Annotated in this window: 17 protein-coding genes; 3 read left to right on the top strand and 14 right to left on the bottom strand. The window is 73.6% G+C overall.

Annotated features, from left to right (window positions below):
• Positions 1-41 precede the first annotated feature (41 nt).
• A complete protein-coding gene (locus tag ACWCQK_RS06085; protein WP_451152398.1) occupies positions 42-725 on the top strand; it encodes a DUF6445 family protein in 684 nt (227 codons plus the stop codon).
• Between the two features lie 8 nt (positions 726-733).
• Here ACWCQK_RS06085 and ACWCQK_RS06080 read toward each other — a convergent pair whose 3' ends face one another.
• Together ACWCQK_RS06080 and ACWCQK_RS06075 are read right to left on the bottom strand one after the other, a co-directional pair.
• Positions 734-1,249, bottom strand: a complete 516-nt coding sequence (locus tag ACWCQK_RS06080) for a hypothetical protein (RefSeq protein WP_451152396.1) — start codon at positions 1,247-1,249, stop codon at positions 734-736.
• Between the two features lie 125 nt (positions 1,250-1,374).
• The gene (locus ACWCQK_RS06075; protein WP_451152394.1) at positions 1,375-1,830 is read right to left on the bottom strand and encodes a DUF7144 family membrane protein; all 456 of its coding nucleotides are present in this window, start codon (positions 1,828-1,830) and stop codon (positions 1,375-1,377) included.
• Between the two features lie 188 nt (positions 1,831-2,018).
• On the opposite strand from ACWCQK_RS06075, the gene ACWCQK_RS06070 reads away from it, so the two are divergent.
• Positions 2,019-3,017, top strand: a complete 999-nt coding sequence (locus ACWCQK_RS06070) for a M23 family metallopeptidase (RefSeq protein WP_451152392.1) — start codon at positions 2,019-2,021, stop codon at positions 3,015-3,017.
• A 33-nt stretch (positions 3,018-3,050) separates the two neighbouring features.
• On the opposite strand, the gene ACWCQK_RS06065 is transcribed toward ACWCQK_RS06070, so the two are convergent.
• The 3 genes from ACWCQK_RS06065 to ACWCQK_RS06055 all read right to left on the bottom strand — a co-directional run bounded on the left by ACWCQK_RS06065 (position 3,051) and on the right by ACWCQK_RS06055 (position 6,022).
• Positions 3,051-4,052, bottom strand: coding sequence for a glycoside hydrolase family 26 protein (locus tag ACWCQK_RS06065; protein ID WP_451152962.1), 1,002 nt, complete (start codon positions 4,050-4,052; stop codon positions 3,051-3,053).
• Positions 4,053-4,228: 176 nt separating this feature from the next.
• Complete coding sequence (locus ACWCQK_RS06060) at positions 4,229-5,602, bottom strand: right-handed parallel beta-helix repeat-containing protein (protein WP_451152390.1); 1,374 nt, start codon at positions 5,600-5,602, stop codon at positions 4,229-4,231.
• Between the two features lie 90 nt (positions 5,603-5,692).
• Entirely contained in the window at positions 5,693-6,022 is a 330-nt protein-coding gene (locus ACWCQK_RS06055; protein WP_451152388.1) for a hypothetical protein, read from the bottom strand.
• A gap of 209 nt (positions 6,023-6,231) precedes the next feature.
• On the opposite strand from ACWCQK_RS06055, the gene ACWCQK_RS06050 reads away from it, so the two are divergent.
• A complete protein-coding gene (locus ACWCQK_RS06050) occupies positions 6,232-6,852 on the top strand; it encodes a hypothetical protein (RefSeq protein WP_451152386.1) in 621 nt (206 codons plus the stop codon).
• A gap of 58 nt (positions 6,853-6,910) precedes the next feature.
• On the opposite strand, the gene ACWCQK_RS06045 is transcribed toward ACWCQK_RS06050, so the two are convergent.
• The 9 genes from ACWCQK_RS06045 to ACWCQK_RS06005 form a co-directional block, all read right to left on the bottom strand.
• Positions 6,911-7,291: a hypothetical protein gene (locus ACWCQK_RS06045; RefSeq protein ID WP_451152384.1), complete on the bottom strand. Its 381-nt coding sequence runs from the start codon at positions 7,289-7,291 to the stop codon at positions 6,911-6,913.
• 119 nt (positions 7,292-7,410) lie between these two features.
• Entirely contained in the window at positions 7,411-7,662 is a 252-nt protein-coding gene (locus tag ACWCQK_RS06040; protein WP_385786204.1) for an SCO5918 family protein, read from the bottom strand.
• Between the two features lie 77 nt (positions 7,663-7,739).
• Complete coding sequence (locus ACWCQK_RS06035; RefSeq protein WP_451152382.1) at positions 7,740-9,344, bottom strand: DEAD/DEAH box helicase; 1,605 nt, start codon at positions 9,342-9,344, stop codon at positions 7,740-7,742.
• A gap of 151 nt (positions 9,345-9,495) precedes the next feature.
• Positions 9,496-9,699, bottom strand: a complete 204-nt coding sequence (locus ACWCQK_RS06030; RefSeq protein ID WP_385786210.1) for a cold-shock protein — start codon at positions 9,697-9,699, stop codon at positions 9,496-9,498.
• Between the two features lie 236 nt (positions 9,700-9,935).
• Entirely contained in the window at positions 9,936-10,283 is a 348-nt protein-coding gene (locus ACWCQK_RS06025; protein WP_451152380.1) for a helix-turn-helix domain-containing protein, read from the bottom strand.
• 217 nt (positions 10,284-10,500) lie between these two features.
• Positions 10,501-11,901 carry an NADase-type glycan-binding domain-containing protein gene (locus ACWCQK_RS06020; protein WP_451152378.1) on the bottom strand — a complete coding sequence of 467 codons (1,401 nt, stop codon included), beginning with the start codon at positions 11,899-11,901 and terminating at the stop codon, positions 10,501-10,503.
• The gene (locus ACWCQK_RS06015; protein ID WP_451152376.1) at positions 11,898-12,455 is read right to left on the bottom strand and encodes a phage tail protein; all 558 of its coding nucleotides are present in this window, start codon (positions 12,453-12,455) and stop codon (positions 11,898-11,900) included. Before ACWCQK_RS06015 ends, ACWCQK_RS06020 begins: the two co-directional genes overlap by 4 nt.
• Positions 12,452-14,410 carry a putative baseplate assembly protein gene (locus tag ACWCQK_RS06010; RefSeq protein ID WP_451152374.1) on the bottom strand — a complete coding sequence of 653 codons (1,959 nt, stop codon included), beginning with the start codon at positions 14,408-14,410 and terminating at the stop codon, positions 12,452-12,454. Before ACWCQK_RS06010 ends, ACWCQK_RS06015 begins: the two co-directional genes overlap by 4 nt.
• Positions 14,410-14,862, bottom strand: a complete 453-nt coding sequence (locus tag ACWCQK_RS06005; RefSeq protein ID WP_451152372.1) for a GPW/gp25 family protein — start codon at positions 14,860-14,862, stop codon at positions 14,410-14,412. Before ACWCQK_RS06005 ends, ACWCQK_RS06010 begins: the two co-directional genes overlap by 1 nt.
• Positions 14,863-14,865 lie beyond the last annotated feature (3 nt).

Here is a 14,865-nt window from a genome sequence, read left to right as displayed (position 1 = left end):
GCGGGAGAGTCCAGACGGGCCCCCGGCCTACATTCGGCCGCATGCCCCCACAGCCCCGGCGCGTCCCCACCACGCTCCCCGTCCTCCCCTACCGCAAGCCCACCGAGGGCCGCGACTACTGGGTACTGGACGACGTCCTGCCCGACGTCGACGCCGTGCGCGAGCGGTGCCTCGCCAAGGACGACTGGGTCAAGGGATACCCGTACACCTCGCAGACCTGGCCGGGGATGCGGACCGTGCCCGGCCTGGAGCCCGCTGAACTGGCCCGGGTGGAACGGCTGGTGCGTACGGCGACCGGGGCGAAGGAACTGTGGGTGCAGCGGGCGCCCGGCGGCGGCACCCTCGACCACAACTGCGTGCAGATGGTCGGGGAGGGCGAGAGCACGCCCCGGCCGCACACCGACTCCCGGGCGTTGTGCCGGTACGCCGCCGTGCTGTACCTCAACCCCGTTGTCCCGAAGGACTGCGGTACCAGTTTCTACCGGCAGTCGCTGCCGGGCGGCCGGCTCGGCGGCAACGTCGTCCAGGCCCCGCACAACAACCTCGTCGACGCGCTCGGCACCCGGTTCGTCGCGCCCGACGCCTTCGAGGAGGACGTACGGGTGGCGCACCGGTACAACCGGCTGCTGCTGTACAACGCCAACCTCGTGCACAGCGCGACCGGTTACGCCGGTACGACGGCGGCGGACAAGCGGATGACGGCCGTCTTCTTCTGGATGGCCTGACCGGCCGATCAGTACCGCAGCGCCTTGCCGACCTCCGCGCGCACCTCGCCGGACAGCTTGTGGGTGCTGCGCGCGGTGCCGCTGCCGGACCCGCCGGCCGCCACGTCGGAGACGGTGACGACGACCGTGTCGAGCAGTCCGCCGCCGGAGTTCCTGAAGACGACCTGGACGGCGAAGGACTTGGCGGAGTCCGTGGTGTTGCGCACCGTGAACCCGACCGTGGTGCGGCCGTCGGCGTCGGTGGCCGGATCCTCGAGGCGTACGTCGTCCTTGACGTCGATGCCGTCCTTGACCTCGTCGAGCCTGCGTCCCGCCTCCGCCGTCGCCGACGCGATCGCCTCCGAGGCCTGCGCGGCGATCGACGAGATCGCGGCCGTGGCCCGGGCGCCCGCCGACTCCAGGGCGGAGGCGGCCCTGCTCGTCGTCGACGACGTGCCGGCGTCGTCGGAACAGCCGGCCAGCGCGGTGGCCAGGACCGCTGTCAGTACCGCGCCCGTGACCCGGCGCGCCCGGTGACCGGCCATGTCTCCTCCAGCGTGCGATGTGTCGATGGGTGCGCCGCGTGCGATGTGCCGATGGGCGCGATGCGTCGATGCGTGCGCCGCGTTCCGTCCCGTGGTCCGGTCGGTCCCGCCCGTCCGGCCTCGGCTCAGGCGGTCCGGCTCCGTCCCTTCGGCTGGTACGCGGCGAGTGCCCAGATCACGAAGACGTCGATGGCGATCACGATGACCGACCAGATCGGCTGGTAGGGCAGGAACATGAAGTGGAAGATGATGCTCAGGGCGGCCAGCGCGATACCCGCGGCCCGCGCCCACGCGGCGCCCTTGAGGACGCCCGCGCCCACGATGACGCCCACGACGCCCACGATCAGCAGGATCCAGCCCCAGCCGGTGAGATTGATCTTGTAGACGTAGTCGTCGACCAGGGTGTAGACGTCGTCCTTCGCGATCGCGGAGATGCCCTCGAAGATGGCCAGGACACCGTTCAGCAGCATCAGGACACCCGCGAAGGCGACCCCGCCGGTGACCCAGCCGGTGTTCGCCGCGGTGCTCGGGGCGGATGTGCGGTGCGTGCTGTCCCACGTCGGCTGAGACTGCTGGGTCATGGCCGTACCTCGTCTCGTCTGGTCGTTCCCGTGCTTGCCGTCGTCCTTCGACCCTCCACCCGGACGGGTGACGCCACCACGGGGGTTGGACCGTACGGGTGGCCCGGACCGCCGCCGTTGGGCGGAACCTGGGGCGGGTGCGCCGCCGCCTCGCCGGACACGGCCGCCGGGCGCCCGACGATCGGACAATGCGACGAGACCGCCCCCGACGACTCCTGCTCCGCGCCGGCGTGGCCCTGGCCGCGCTGCTGGCCGCGCTTCTTCCGTTCGCCCCGAACGCCGGCGGCCGGGTGTCCGGCCCCGCCGACGACGGCCGCCCCGGGCCGGTCGGCCCCGGCCGGTCCCTGGACGCGTTCGACCGGCTGCTGCTCTCCGCGGCCCGGCAGACCGCGGCCCACGAGAAGGCCCGGGAACGTGCCGACCGGCTACGGGACGAGGTGACCCGCCTGCGCACGCGGGCGAAGGAGGCGCAGGACCCGGAAGAGGAGTCGCCGGGGCGGGGCGCCGGGACCGGCACCGGCGGGGACGAGGAGGCCGCGAACCCGGCGTCGTCCACGAGCGCGTACTCCGCGGCGAGCGACCCGTCGGCCGCCGATGCCGATCCCCGGGCCGCGCGCGCCGCCCTCGACGAGGCGGTCACCGAACTGCGCGCGGCCGAGCGCCGCCGTGCCGACATCCGCAGGAAGCTGTGGCGGTCGCTGGAGGCGGCCCAGCCCGGTATGGCCGGGCCCACGGCCGACTGCGCGCTGGGCCGGCTCAGCGGGAAGCCCCTTTCCGCCCCGTCCCGCTGGCGGACACCGACCAGCGACTACCGGCTGTCCGCCGGGTACGCGGCCGAGGGCGGTCACTGGCGGCACCGGCACACCGGCCAGGACTTCGCCGTCCCCACCGGCACCGCGGTGTACGCCGTCGGCCCCGGCACGGTCGCCTTCGCCACCTGCGGGGACGGATTCGGCAACCAGGTCGTGATCCGGCACCGCGACGGCTACTTCACCCAGTACGCGCACCTGTCCCGCATCAACGTACGGCCCGGCCAGAAGGTCGTCGCGGGCCAGCGCGTCGGAGCCTCCGGCGCCACCGGCAACGCCACCGGCCCGCATCTGCACTTCGAGGTGCGGGTCACCCCGTACCTGGGCTCCGCGGTGCCCCCGCTGACCTGGCTGCGACGGCACGGCGTACGGATGTGACGGAACGGCGTACGGATGTGACACCGCGCCGGGTCAGCGCGGGCGGTCCGGCGCTCCCAGCCGCGCGCGGTAGACGGCCGCCGCCCCGGGATTGCCGGGGCAGCGCCACACCCCGTGCGGGCAGTAGTCGCTGATGGTCTGGTAGAGCGGCCGCTGCCGGGCGAACCAGTCGAGCATGCCGCGCATGTACGCGGGGTTGTCGCCGTTGCGGTACAGCCCCCACTCGGGATACGAGACGGGCTTGCCGTGCGCCCGCGCGAACCGCACCTGCTCGCGCAGGCCGTAGGGCTCCGTCACCTGCTGGGAGAAGGACATCCCGCGGGGCTGGTCGTAGGCGTCCATGCCGATGATGTCGACGACGTCGTCACCCGGGTAGCAGCGGGTCCAGGGGACGGCGTCGCGGCCCCGGCTGGGGGTGAAGTCGAAGCGCAAGCGCCCTCCGGGCACGGACCGCATCGCGGTGACGGCACTCCTCCAGTACCGCCGCCACGCGGCCGGGTCGGGCCCGCAGCGGTGGGTGTAGGTGACGCCGTTCATCTCCCAGCCGAGCACGACGACCGTGTCCGGCACGCCGAGCCGGACCAGCCGCTCGGCCAGGGCGCGGAAGTGCCCGTCGTACTGCCCCGCGGCGCCGCGCCGCAGCTCGGTACGGACCGTGGCGTCGGGCAGGTGCGCCTCGGTCCGCTCCAGCATCGGCACGTTGAGCACGAACAGGCGGTCCGGGCGGGCCCTGCGCCAGTCCGCCCACAGCTCCAGATAGCCGGGGGCGCCCTCGATGTTGCTCCAGCGGTCCCCCGGCAGGTACACGTGCCCGACCCGCGGCGCCGACGTCCCCCCGAGCCACGCCTCGAGCTGCGCGACCCGGCGCACGCCGTCGGAGCCGTAGCCGACGTACGCGCCGAAGGCGGGCGGCGGTCCGGCCGTGGCCGGGGCGGCGGACGGTGCCCGCGGGGGGACGTCGGCGGGCCGGGCCAGCACGCTCAGCGTGGCCAGCAACGCGACGACGGCCAGACCGAGCAGCGGCCTGCGGTACATCCCGCCCAAGGCCACGAGGGCGCCTTTCTGCCGACGGGTTCCTGATGAACGGGGTCATGATGGCCCATGCCCGCGCCTCGTCGGGCCGCTCCGGGCCACGGACACCCGAACCGGTGAAGCGCGGGCCCGACCGCCGTGGTCCGGGCGGGATCAGTGGCGCCGTGGTACGGGCGTGATCAGTGGCTCGGTACGGCCTGGGCCGAGACCGGCAGGGCGAAGCTCTCCGGGGTGATCCGGCCCGGCAGGCCGACCGCCGGGACGGGTGGGGCGGTGGGGGCACGGGGCAGGTCGGGCTGGGGCGGCGGGTACGGGACGTCCTGGAAGGAGACGCCCGGGGGTGCCTGGACGGGCCGTGCGCGGCCGAGCGGTTCGCGCAGCAGCCCGGTGTCGGCCTCCGCGAGCGGGGGTTCACCGCAGCGGGTCCCGCTCGGCAGCCGCTCCGGGCTGGTCGTGGACTCCCCGTTGCCGCTGAAGCAGTTGCCCGCCGGGGCGCCGGTGCCGAGCACCAGATCGGTCCCGTTGCCTGCGACGCGGTTGTCGCGCACGGTGTTCTCGCGGGCCGGGTAGCCCTGGACGTCGCTCAGCAGCACCCCGGCCGCCAGGTTGCCGGTGACGAGGTTGCGCTCGACGACGTCACCGCGCCCGCCGCCCGCGTCGACGCCGATGCCGAAGCCGCCGTCGGCCTGTTCGGGACTCTCGGCGTCGTTGTTGTCGGTCAGGGCGTTGCCCGCGACGACCGCCCCGTGCTGCGGGCCGAGCGCCTCGGTGTCGTCGGAGCCGAGGGCGAGCCCGACGCGGTTGCGGGAGGCGCGGTTGCCCAGCACGTACAGCCGCTCGGAGGCGTTGGTGACCTCCACGCCGACCGCGTTGTGCTCGACCTGGTTGTGCCGTACCACCGTGTCGCAGGGGCGGCACCGGCCGACGTGGATGCCGGCGGCGCCCTGCCCGGAGGCGTAGGAGTGCTCGATGACCCCGGCGCGGGCGTCGAAGGCGTGGATGCCGTACAGGGCGTTGTTGTACGCGGTGACGTACGAGGCCCGGAAGCCGTTCAGCGGGGGGAACTTGACGGTGTCCAGCGGCGCGTAGGCCGCGCCGCCCCCGCGGCCGGTCCGTAGCCCTTCGTCGGTGACCCCGGTGAACAGCACCCCGTCGGCGAGGTGGTTGCGCACGGTGAGGTTCTCGACGACCGAGCCGGCGCCGGTGACGGTGATGCCGTTGGGGCGCCGGAACTCCCCGTCCACGACCACCGTCGAGCGCCGGGTGCCGCGCAGCACCACGCGCGGCTTGGCCACGGTGACGCTCTCCTGGTAGACGCCTGGGGAGACCAGCACCAGGCCGCCCGCCCGGACCTGGTCGACGGCGCTCTGGAGGGTGGGGGCGTCCTGCGGTACCCGCACGACCGCGGAGCCGCCCTGCGGCCCGCCCGAGCCCCACACGCCGACTCCGCCGCACCCCGAGGCCCCGACGGTCAGCAGCGCGGCGGGCACGGTGCGGGAGAGGGCCGTGCGCAGCCGTGGAAAGAGATGTTTTCGCGCGATGTCGAATGTCACGCTTGCAGATGTATCGTCCCCTTCGCCCCGATGACAGCACCTGCCTCCCGCGACACACCGCCGCGACGACGGCGAAGGGGCCGGTCCGGGTCAGTCCCGCGCCTGTCCGGGCGGCTCGTCGGTGTGCACGCGCCGGGCCTGGGAACGGCTGGTGACCAGCCAGGGCGACTCGGCGGGCGGTTCCCCGCCGACGTGCCCGGTGTCCACCGTCATATGGAGCAGGGTGCCTCGCCCGTCCAGCCCCGTGGGATAGCTGCGGGGCTCGTCGCAGCGGAAGTTCTCGCGCAGGAGCGAGGCGACCCGCCGCGCCACGTCGGGATGCGCGGCAATGATGCGGACCTCGGCGAGTCCGCTCATCGGGTCTTCGGGTACGTCCGGGATGCCGTCGACGCCCCCGATACGGACCGGCCACCAGTGCATGGCGTCACCTCCCCTCCACCGTACTCCCGCGCTTTCCCGCCCGGGATCCGCGCGGAACCGGGCGCGACGGGGCCGGATCCGGGCCGACGGCGCCGGAGTACCGTGAAGGGACCGAGGGTTACTCGCGCACCGGCCACGAAGCAGGTGCCGTTCTCGGCGATCGACGATGCCGGGGCGGGACGTCCGCACCCGGGGCAGGGATCGCCTCCATGACCGTCCACCCGACCGAACCCCGCGCCCGTCCGACGTGGCGGGAACGGGGCGAGTCGCCCCGGGAGGGGGAACGCGTCCGGCCGCTGAGCCGGCTCCAGGTCGAGGACCGGCTGGCGGAACTGGGCGACCTGTACGCGCGGACCTCGGGCGGTGACTTCCGGGAGGGGGACCTGGCCCGCGTCCTCTTCCCGCGCCGGCTCGCGGCCGATCTGCGGCGACCGGGTTTCGCCCTGCTGATCGCCGAGAACCCCGCCCTGGTGGCCTGCGCCTACGGCTTCTCCGTGGGCGGGGACCACCTGTGGCGGGAGAGCCTTCGCGGAGGTCTCCCGGAGGGACTTCTCCGGCTCGCCGCGGCCGGGCGGCTGTTCACCGTCGCCGAGATCCTCGTCCCGCCCCGGGTGCGTACGCACTACCAGAACCGGGACTGGAACCTCGCCCGGCGGCTCCAGAGACGGCTGCTCACCGACCACGCCGCCACGCTCGGCATCACCCTGGTCCGCCGTTCGGACCTGGTCACCCTCGACGCGCTGCGCTCCTGGGGCTGGCGCTGCCTGGAGGCGGACGGGTACGGGACCCTCCCGCAGGCCCCGTGCCGGGTACTGCTGCTGAGGCCCTGACCGACACCGGCGACAGGGCCTGCGGGGGGACGCGTCCGTCGGGGGGCGCGGGGAACGGCTACTGGTCCGAGTAGCCCATGTCCCCGATGGTCCAGGCGCTCACGTCGGCCAGCGCCACGCGGTACATACCGCCCGAGTCGGGGATGCCGAAGCTGCCCTGAAGGATGCGCGCGACATGGAAGTGCAGGTGGGTGGGCCGTCCGGGGCGCGGCGGACGCTCGGCGCCCTCGGCGTCGGACGGGGTGAAGGCCGAGGAGAAGTGGGCGAGGTGCTCGGAGTCCCGCAGGACCTCCGCGACCCGCTCGTTCCACAGGGACTCGGGGGCCAGCCGGCCCGTGATGACGGCGCCCGGGACCACCACCGTGAGCGACATACGACTGCTGTGTTCCGACTCCACCATCGCGGCAAGGCCGACAAGCAGATCATCAGGGTGTGACATGGGTGAGGAGCCTAGTCCAACGGGCCGGGATCGACCGGGACGAAACGACGCGTGAACAGCGACGGGCCGGCCGCTCCGGACGTACCGGAGGGGCCGGCCCGAGGCGGCCGGAGCGTGACTCAGCCCAGTTGTACGGTCGCCGAGTGGCAGGTGAAGCCGAGCCGGACCAGCGCCCGCTGCACCTCGGCCGCGGTGAAGTCCCGGCGGTCCTGCTTCGTGATCACTTCGCCGACCTGCTTGACCGGGTACACGCGGTCGCCGATGGTCACGGACACCACCCCCGCGACAGGTTCGGGCTGGATGCCCTGCATCGACTGTTCCACTTCGCTCTTGACCAGGTCGAACGGGAATCGGGCGATGACGCAGCGCATGATGCCTCCGCTGGATTGAAGGGGAAACGCCGAAACGGACTGATCTACGGGGTCGTACCGAGGTCGGTTCGGCCGGGTCAGCGACCGGTGCCCTGGGTGGAGGAGCGACCGCCGCCCTGAGCGGACGGGCGACCGCTGCCCTGGCCGGACGGGCGACCGCCGCCCTGGGCGGTGGCGGAGGAGGACGAACGGCGGCGGGCCTGGCCCGGCCGGCCGCGTCCACGGCTGCTCCGGCTGCCGTTTCCGCTTCCGTTGCCGTTCCCGCTCGCCGATCCGCTGCGGCGGGAGGTTCCCCCGCCCTGCGGGCGCTCGACGACCGGGGGCGCCAGCGTGACGGGCACGCCCGAGGGGGCCTGGGCACCGGTGATGCGGCTCAGTTCGGCCTCGCCCGAGTGGACCTTGGTGGTCTGCGGGGTGATCCCGGCGTCCACCATCAGGCGCGTCATGGCGCGGCGCTGGCTGGGCAGCACCAGCGTGACGACGGTGCCGGACTCGCCCGCGCGGGCCGTACGGCCGCCGCGGTGCAGGTAGTCCTTGTGGTCGCTGGGCGGGTCGACGTTGACGACGAGGTCGAGGTTGTCGACGTGGATGCCGCGGGCGGCGACGTTGGTGGCCACCAGCACCGTCACATGGCCGTCCTTGAACTGGGCCAGGGTGCGGGTGCGCTGGGGCTGGGACTTGCCTCCGTGCAGGGCCGCCGCGCGGACGCCGACGGCCAGCAGCTTCTTGGCCAGCCGGTCCGCCGCGTGCTTGGTGTCCAGGAACATGATCACTCGTCCGTCGCGGGCGGCGATCTCCGTGGTCGTGGCGTGCTTGTCGGCCTCGTCCACGTGCAGCACGTGGTGCTCCATCGTGGTGACGGCGCCCGCGGACGGGTCGACCGAGTGGACCACCGGGTCGTCGAGGTAACGGCGCACCAGAAGGTCGACGTTACGGTCCAGGGTGGCCGAGAACAGCATCCGCTGGCCCCCGGGACGGACCTGGTCGAGCAGGGCGGTGACCTGGGGCATGAAGCCCATGTCGGCCATCTGGTCGGCCTCGTCGAGGACGGTGATGGCGACCTGGTCCAGGGTGCAGTCGCCCCGGTCGATGAGGTCCTTGAGGCGGCCCGGCGTCGCGACGACGACCTCGGCTCCGCCGCGCAGGGCGCTGGCCTGACGGCCGATCGACATGCCGCCGACGACCGTGGCGAGCCGCAGCCGCAGCGCGCGGGCGTACGGGGTGAGCGCGTCGGTGACCTGCTGGGCCAGTTCCCGGGTGGGGACCAGGATCAGGGCGAGCGGCTGCCGGGATTCGGCCCGCTGTCCGTTGGTACGGGCCAGCAGGGCGAGACCGAAGGCGAGCGTCTTGCCCGAGCCCGTGCGGCCACGGCCCAGGACGTCCCGGCCGGCCAGCGAGTTCGGCAGCGTCGCCGCCTGGATCGGGAACGGCACGGTGACGCCCTCGGTGCCGAGCGCGGTCAGCAGGCGTTCGGGCATGTCGAGCTCGGCGAACGCCTCGACCGCGGGCAGTGCCTCGGTGCGGGTGACCGGGAGCGCGAACTCCGCGGGACGTGCCGGGGAAGCGGCGCCGCGGCCCTTGTGGCCGTTTCGCTGCCCATTCCGGGCGGCGGGGCCGGCCGAACGGGAAGAAGCGCCGCGGGAGCGGGTGGAGCTGTATTTCTTGCGAGCTGTGCGGTCCATTCAGAACCCTCCTCGATGCGGCACGTATCGAGGAATTCCGGTCGTCGGCGTCGAGCCGTACGAGGATTCGCAAGAATGAGCCGTAGAAAATGCAATGAGCTGGGGCCCGCACCCAAAAGTGCGGGCCCCAGCCACGTAGTACGCGTCAGCGTCAGGCGGGAGTGATGTTCTCGGCCTGCGGGCCCTTCTGGCCCTGCGTGACGTCGAAGTTCACCTTCTGGCCCTCCTGAAGCTCACGGAAGCCGGAGGTGGCGATGTTCGAGTAGTGGGCGAACACGTCAGCGCCGCCACCGTCCTGCTCGATGAAGCCAAAACCCTTTTCCGCGTTGAACCACTTCACGGTGCCAGATGCCATATTGAATCTCCCTTGGGGCAGTGCCCGGAATCCGCACCTTGCAGATCCGGAGTCGCAACGATGGCAAACAAAAAGAGTGCTCGTCGACGGAAGGTCGGGAGAGCACTCGAAGTCTCTGGTAACCAAAACTGCAACTGCTATCACGTTAGCACAGGTCGGGGCACACTGCCCATGGTGATTTGCGTGCGGGGCGCGAGGGTATTTCTACAGTCGCCGGTATAGATATCTGCCCCTTGTCAGGGGGCTTCCTCGGCGGCCGTGCTGTCGCCGGCCCGGCGGCGCATCGCCTCGTTCAGGCGGAGGGCCTCGTCGAGCTGGTCCTCGAGGATGATGATCCGGCAGGCGGCCTCGATGGGGGTCCCCTGGTCGACGAGCTCACGGGCGCGGGCGGCGATGCGCAGCTGGTAGCGGGTGTAGCGGCGGTGCCCCCCGTTCGAGCGGAGCGGGGTGATCAGCTTGGCCTCGCCGAGGGCCCGCAGGAAGGCCGGGGTGGTACCGAGCGCCGCGGCGGCCCGCCCCATGGTGTACGCGGGGTAGCCGTCGTCGTCGAGGTTGTCGATGCCGGGGGAGTTCTCGGCGGGCATGGCACCTTCGTCGCTAGAAACCTACCGCCACTGAAATCCAAACCTTACTGCCGCCACAACAGAGTATCCACCCGCCCCGGTGCGGGTGCTTTGTGCCGTTCTGTCTCGGTGTACGGCGGCGCCGTCGAGGTGGGTCGAGGTGGGTCGCCGTGGGGCGATGCGGTCGTGTTCGGGCCGCTCGTGGAGGAGTGGGCCCGGTGAGGGGCCCTGGGCGTCCTCAGGAGGAGTTGGCGCTCGACGGGCCGAAGAACTCGATCTCGGCGATGGAGATCTGCTTGCTCGCGGAGACCGCGTAGGCCGACTCGACGGTGAAGCGGACCTTGGTCACCCCGCCGATCCGGAAGGCACGGCGCTGGCCGCCCGCGGCCTGGTCCAGGGTGAGTTCCCGGGTCGTGGTCCTCCCGTCCTTCGTGGTGATCGTCGCCTTGAGGCGGTGCGGCAGTGCCGACTGGCTGAGCTGGTCGGGGCGGATGGAGACGCCCGGCGTGATGATCAGGTCGAGGAGCCGGGTCGGCTCGTCGAAGGTGGCCTCGATCCACTGGCCCTCGCCCGACTGCGAGACACCCGGACCCCACCAGGTGTTGTTGATCTTGTCGAAGGCGAGCTGCGGCTGGTGCCCCTGGTAGGAGCGTGAGGCCTGGATCCGGTCCGGGGCGACCGGGGCGCGCTTGGCGAAGTGGTCGCGGGTGGCCTGCACGGCGGCCGGTGCGTGGACACCGGCGAGCACCAGCAGGGTGAGGACGACGGCGGCCACCACCCAGGTCAGGACGCGGTCGAAGGTGCGGCGCAGCCGGGGGCGGTCGCCGGCCCACGGGGTGTCCCGGCTGCCGGGGTTCAGCAGGCGGCGCCACCAGGGGCGGTGGAGCTCCGGCGCCCGGTCGTCCCTGGCCATCGGCATCGCGCAGCGGGCGCAGAAGTGCCGGTCGGGCCGGTTGGGGGTGGCGCACCAGGGGCAGGGCACGCCGTTCTCGTCGCCGAGCGGGGGCCCGGGGGCGCGCACCTGGGGCCGGTCCGCGTCCGGCCGGCCCGGCAGCACCGGGGCGACCGACGGGACGGCGGCGGGCCGGTCCTCCGGGTCGGCCACGGGGACCAGGAGGGAGCGGGCCCGGGCGGCCATCGTGTCCCCCAGGGCGGCGGCCGGGGGCAGGGGCTCGGTGGGGGCGGTCTCGTCCGGTGCGGGTGCGGGTGCGGGTGCGGGGGTGGTGGGGCCGGTGGGAGGAGTGGGCCGTATGCCTGGGTCGCCCGGGCCCGACGCGTCGGCCGCGCCCGGAGTGTCACCGGCCGTGTCGCCCGCGCCCGGCGCCGCGGAGACGTCCCCCTGGGCCGCGTCCGCGTCCGCGTCCGTCGCCGTCCCGGCGGCCGGGTGCCGGCGGGGGCCGCCGTGGGGCCGTGCCTCGGCGGGCGGGAGGGTGGAGCCGTGACCGCCCACGGATCCGCCGCGCCCCGCCGCCCCCTCGAAACCGGTCGGTGAGGCCCCGCCGTCGTCCGCCGCCGCGCTGCCCGCCGCGGTGCGGGCCGGCGCCCGGTCCGTCCAGCTCAGTACGGCACCGCACGCGTCGCAGAACGACTGGCCCGGTTCCGCCCGGGTGCCGCACTCGGCGCAGTTCTGGGTGGTCATCTCTCCGGGGTCCTTTCGGCGACGGTCACCTTGACCGTGTAGGGCATGTGGGCGGGGCGGGCGGCCGCCACGAGGGCGTCCAGCCGGTGTTCGTCCGCGGGTCCCGGGTCGGGCAGCCGGACCGTGACGTGCAGACGGGGCCGCGGGTCACCGGGGACCGGGCCGAGCGGAGCGGCGCTCCAGGCGGCCGCGCCGCTCTCGGAGATCTCCGGCTCGACGCCGAAGGCCAGCCGCACGGCCTCGGCCAGCCCGCGCCGGGTCCCCCGCACCCGGTGCAGATACGCGGCGGCGGCCACGGCGGCCCGCAGCCGCGCCTCCGGTTCGGTGCCGTCGGTCTCGGCGCCGACCCAGCCGGCCAGCCAGCGGGTGAAGTCGACCGGGGCCAGCGCCGGGTCGAAGTAGGCGGGCAGACAGTCGAGGACGTTCAGGATCGGGGCGATCACCTCGTCGAGCCCGGCGACGAAACGCTGCGCGAGGTCGTCGTCGGCGAACACGGCGGGCAGCATCATCCCGATCGGGGCGGACGAGCCGAGCCCGTCGACGGAGCCCCTCACGCGCCGTCCCCGATCACCCGGACGCGGTGGTCGAAGGAGAAGACGAGCGACGGGGCGTCGAGGTCGATCCGGTCGGTCGCGTCGCCCCGCTTGCCCGTCAGCGGGTCGGCGGGGTGCAGGGTGACCTGGTCGACGAGTTCCACGCCCGGCACCCGTTGCAGCACCGCGAAGACCTCGCCCGACTGCACGGGCCGCCCGAACGGCCAGCCCCGCCCGTCCGCGCCGCCGGTCAGCGGGTCGAGGTGACGGTAGAGGGCGTCATGGGCCTGCCGGCGCACCCGGTCGGCGTCCACACCGCGGAAGGCGTGCACGGTGGCCACCACGGTGACGCCCTGGTAGTACGGCGGCCCGACCGCCAGCCGGGTCCCGATCAGGCGGCGTTCGTCCAGATGACGGGTGATGCGGTCCAGCAGGGCGTCCCCCGGCACGAGTTGCTCGAAGCGCAGCCGGCCGCCCGGGTCCGGGACCGCCTGCGGGACGACCAGGACCCGGACCGCGTAGGCGCCGTGCTCGCTCTCGTCGCCCTCCAGGCAGGTGATGCGGGCGGTCTCCGGAGCGGCCCGGCGGGCGAGCTCCTCGTAGTCGCGCAGGGTCACCGCACGCTCCTGGGCGCGCAGCGTGATCGGCGCGCGGGCCTTCGCCTCCTGCACCGTCTCGCCCTCGACCCCGCCGCGCGCGGCCTCGCGGTTGACGACCTCGGAGACGTACGGGACGGAGGTGCGCAGCACCCGGACGGCGCCGCGGGCCACGTTGCCCGCGCGGCCGCCGCCGACGCGGTAGCGGCGGGCGCGCAGCACGGCGCCCTTGGGGGCGACGGCGCCGTACTGGCGCAGGGTGCCGTCGGGTTCCCGTACGGACGGGCCGAAGGCGATCTCGCCGGTGGTGGCGTCGAGGGTCAGGTGCCGGTCGTCCGGGCCGGAGGCGGCGAAGTGCGGGACGACCTGCCAGTCCACCCAGCCGTCGCGCTCCGCGCTCTGCAGGAGGAGCGGCGGGGTGTCGCCGACGACCGGCGCGTGCGCGAGCCGCAGCCGCTGGCCCGGCAGGCCGGTGGACTCGCCCAGCGCCTCGTCGTACACGGTCTCGGCGTGCAGGGCCGGGGCGGTGCCGCCGACCGTGAACGCGTCGGCGGAGCGCACGGTCGGCGAGGTGGTGTAGAAGGGCTGGCCCGGCAGCGGCTCGGTGACCCGGCAGCGCAGCCAGCCCGCCTCCTGGCCGCCGGAGCGGGACAGCACGTGTCCGCCGGGCACGTGCAGCACGACCTCGCCGGGCCGGTTGAGGCCGCCCGTGCCGTCCCGGTCGACCTCGCAGCCGCGCCAGCCGTCCTCCGTCCACGCCTCCCACACCAGCGGCGGCTGGCGCGGGTCGACGCCGACACCGTCCACCCGGCTGTCCAGCTCCAGCGCCACCGCGCAGTGCGGTACGGCCGCGGTCAGCCCGAACAGCACGCAGTCGCCGGGCCGCGGTGCCTCCGCGAAGCACATCAGGTCCTTGCCCTCGGCGAGGTCGGTGGTCCGGTCGGTGACCGCGTCGCCCTCGTGCTGCACCACCAGGTGGCGCAGCGAGCAGGGCACGACGGACAGCCGGCGTTCGGTGGCGAAGACCACCGCCTCCTCGCTCTCGGTGCGCACGGTGGCGACCTCGGTGCCCACCGGCAGCAGCACGGGCTCCTCCTGCGGCGCCGACAGCCAGAACGTGACGTCCGTCCGGGCCGCCGAGGGCGGGAACAGGGTGATGCCGACCAGGTCCAGGAACGCCAGATGGTTCTTGTCCGGCACCCGGTTGAGCCGGTAGACGATCTGGTCGGCCATGTGCGCGACGGTCTCGACGAGGGTGACGCCGGGGTCGGACACGTTGTGGTCGGTCCACTCGGGCGCGCGCTGCTGGATGTAGCGCTTGGCGTCGTCGACGAACTGCTGGAAGCGGCGGTCGTCGAGGTCGGGGGAGGGCAGGGCCATCAGCGGTCGCTTTCGGGGGAGGTGCCGGGGACGCCGTCGGAGGCGGAACCGCCCGGCTCCTCGTGGGACGGGATGACGTAGAAGGGGAAGACGAGGCTGCGCGGGTTGTTGGTGCCGCGGATCGAGTAGCGGACGTCGATGTACAGCACGCCCTGCTCGGCGCCCGCGGTGACCTCCACGTCGTCGACCTCGATACGGGGCTCCCAGCGGTCGAGGCTGGTGTACACCTCGTGCTGGATGCGGCCCGCGGTGGCCTCGTTGACCGGGGCGAACACCAGGTCGTGGATGGCGCACCCGAACTCCGGGCGCATCGGCCGCTCGCCCGGCGCGGTCGCCAGCACCAGCCGGACGGCCTCCTCGACCTCGCGTTCGCCGCTGACCAGCGCGATGCCTCCGGTGGGCCCGATGCGCAGCGGGAACGCCCACCCGGATCCCACGAACTGTTCGGCCATCAG

The organism is Streptomyces sp. NPDC002306 (assembly GCF_053593435.1).
This window is presented reverse-complemented; position numbering and strand designations above follow the sequence as displayed.

Bases quoted from the DNA above. Each gene is read 5' to 3' on its own strand.
- ACWCQK_RS06085 (WP_451152398.1), top strand. From the start codon at position 42: ATGCCCCCACAGCCCCGGCGCGTCCCCACCACGCTCCCCGTCCTCCCC.
- ACWCQK_RS06080 (WP_451152396.1), bottom strand. From the start codon at position 1,249: ATGGCCGGTCACCGGGCGCGCCGGGTCACGGGCGCGGTACTGACAGCG.
- ACWCQK_RS06075 (WP_451152394.1), bottom strand. From the start codon at position 1,830: ATGACCCAGCAGTCTCAGCCGACGTGGGACAGCACGCACCGCACATCC.
- ACWCQK_RS06070 (WP_451152392.1), top strand. From the start codon at position 2,019: ATGCGACGAGACCGCCCCCGACGACTCCTGCTCCGCGCCGGCGTGGCC.
- ACWCQK_RS06065 (WP_451152962.1), bottom strand. From the start codon at position 4,052: ATGTACCGCAGGCCGCTGCTCGGTCTGGCCGTCGTCGCGTTGCTGGCC.
- ACWCQK_RS06055 (WP_451152388.1), bottom strand. From the start codon at position 6,022: ATGCACTGGTGGCCGGTCCGTATCGGGGGCGTCGACGGCATCCCGGAC.
- ACWCQK_RS06050 (WP_451152386.1), top strand. From the start codon at position 6,232: ATGACCGTCCACCCGACCGAACCCCGCGCCCGTCCGACGTGGCGGGAA.
- ACWCQK_RS06045 (WP_451152384.1), bottom strand. From the start codon at position 7,291: ATGTCACACCCTGATGATCTGCTTGTCGGCCTTGCCGCGATGGTGGAG.
- ACWCQK_RS06040 (WP_385786204.1), bottom strand. From the start codon at position 7,662: ATGCGCTGCGTCATCGCCCGATTCCCGTTCGACCTGGTCAAGAGCGAA.
- ACWCQK_RS06035 (WP_451152382.1), bottom strand. From the start codon at position 9,344: ATGGACCGCACAGCTCGCAAGAAATACAGCTCCACCCGCTCCCGCGGC.
- ACWCQK_RS06030 (WP_385786210.1), bottom strand. From the start codon at position 9,699: ATGGCATCTGGCACCGTGAAGTGGTTCAACGCGGAAAAGGGTTTTGGC.
- ACWCQK_RS06025 (WP_451152380.1), bottom strand. From the start codon at position 10,283: ATGCCCGCCGAGAACTCCCCCGGCATCGACAACCTCGACGACGACGGC.
- ACWCQK_RS06020 (WP_451152378.1), bottom strand. From the start codon at position 11,901: ATGACCACCCAGAACTGCGCCGAGTGCGGCACCCGGGCGGAACCGGGC.
- ACWCQK_RS06010 (WP_451152374.1), bottom strand. From the start codon at position 14,410: ATGGCCCTGCCCTCCCCCGACCTCGACGACCGCCGCTTCCAGCAGTTC.
- ACWCQK_RS06005 (WP_451152372.1), bottom strand. From the start codon at position 14,862: ATGGCCGAACAGTTCGTGGGATCCGGGTGGGCGTTCCCGCTGCGCATC.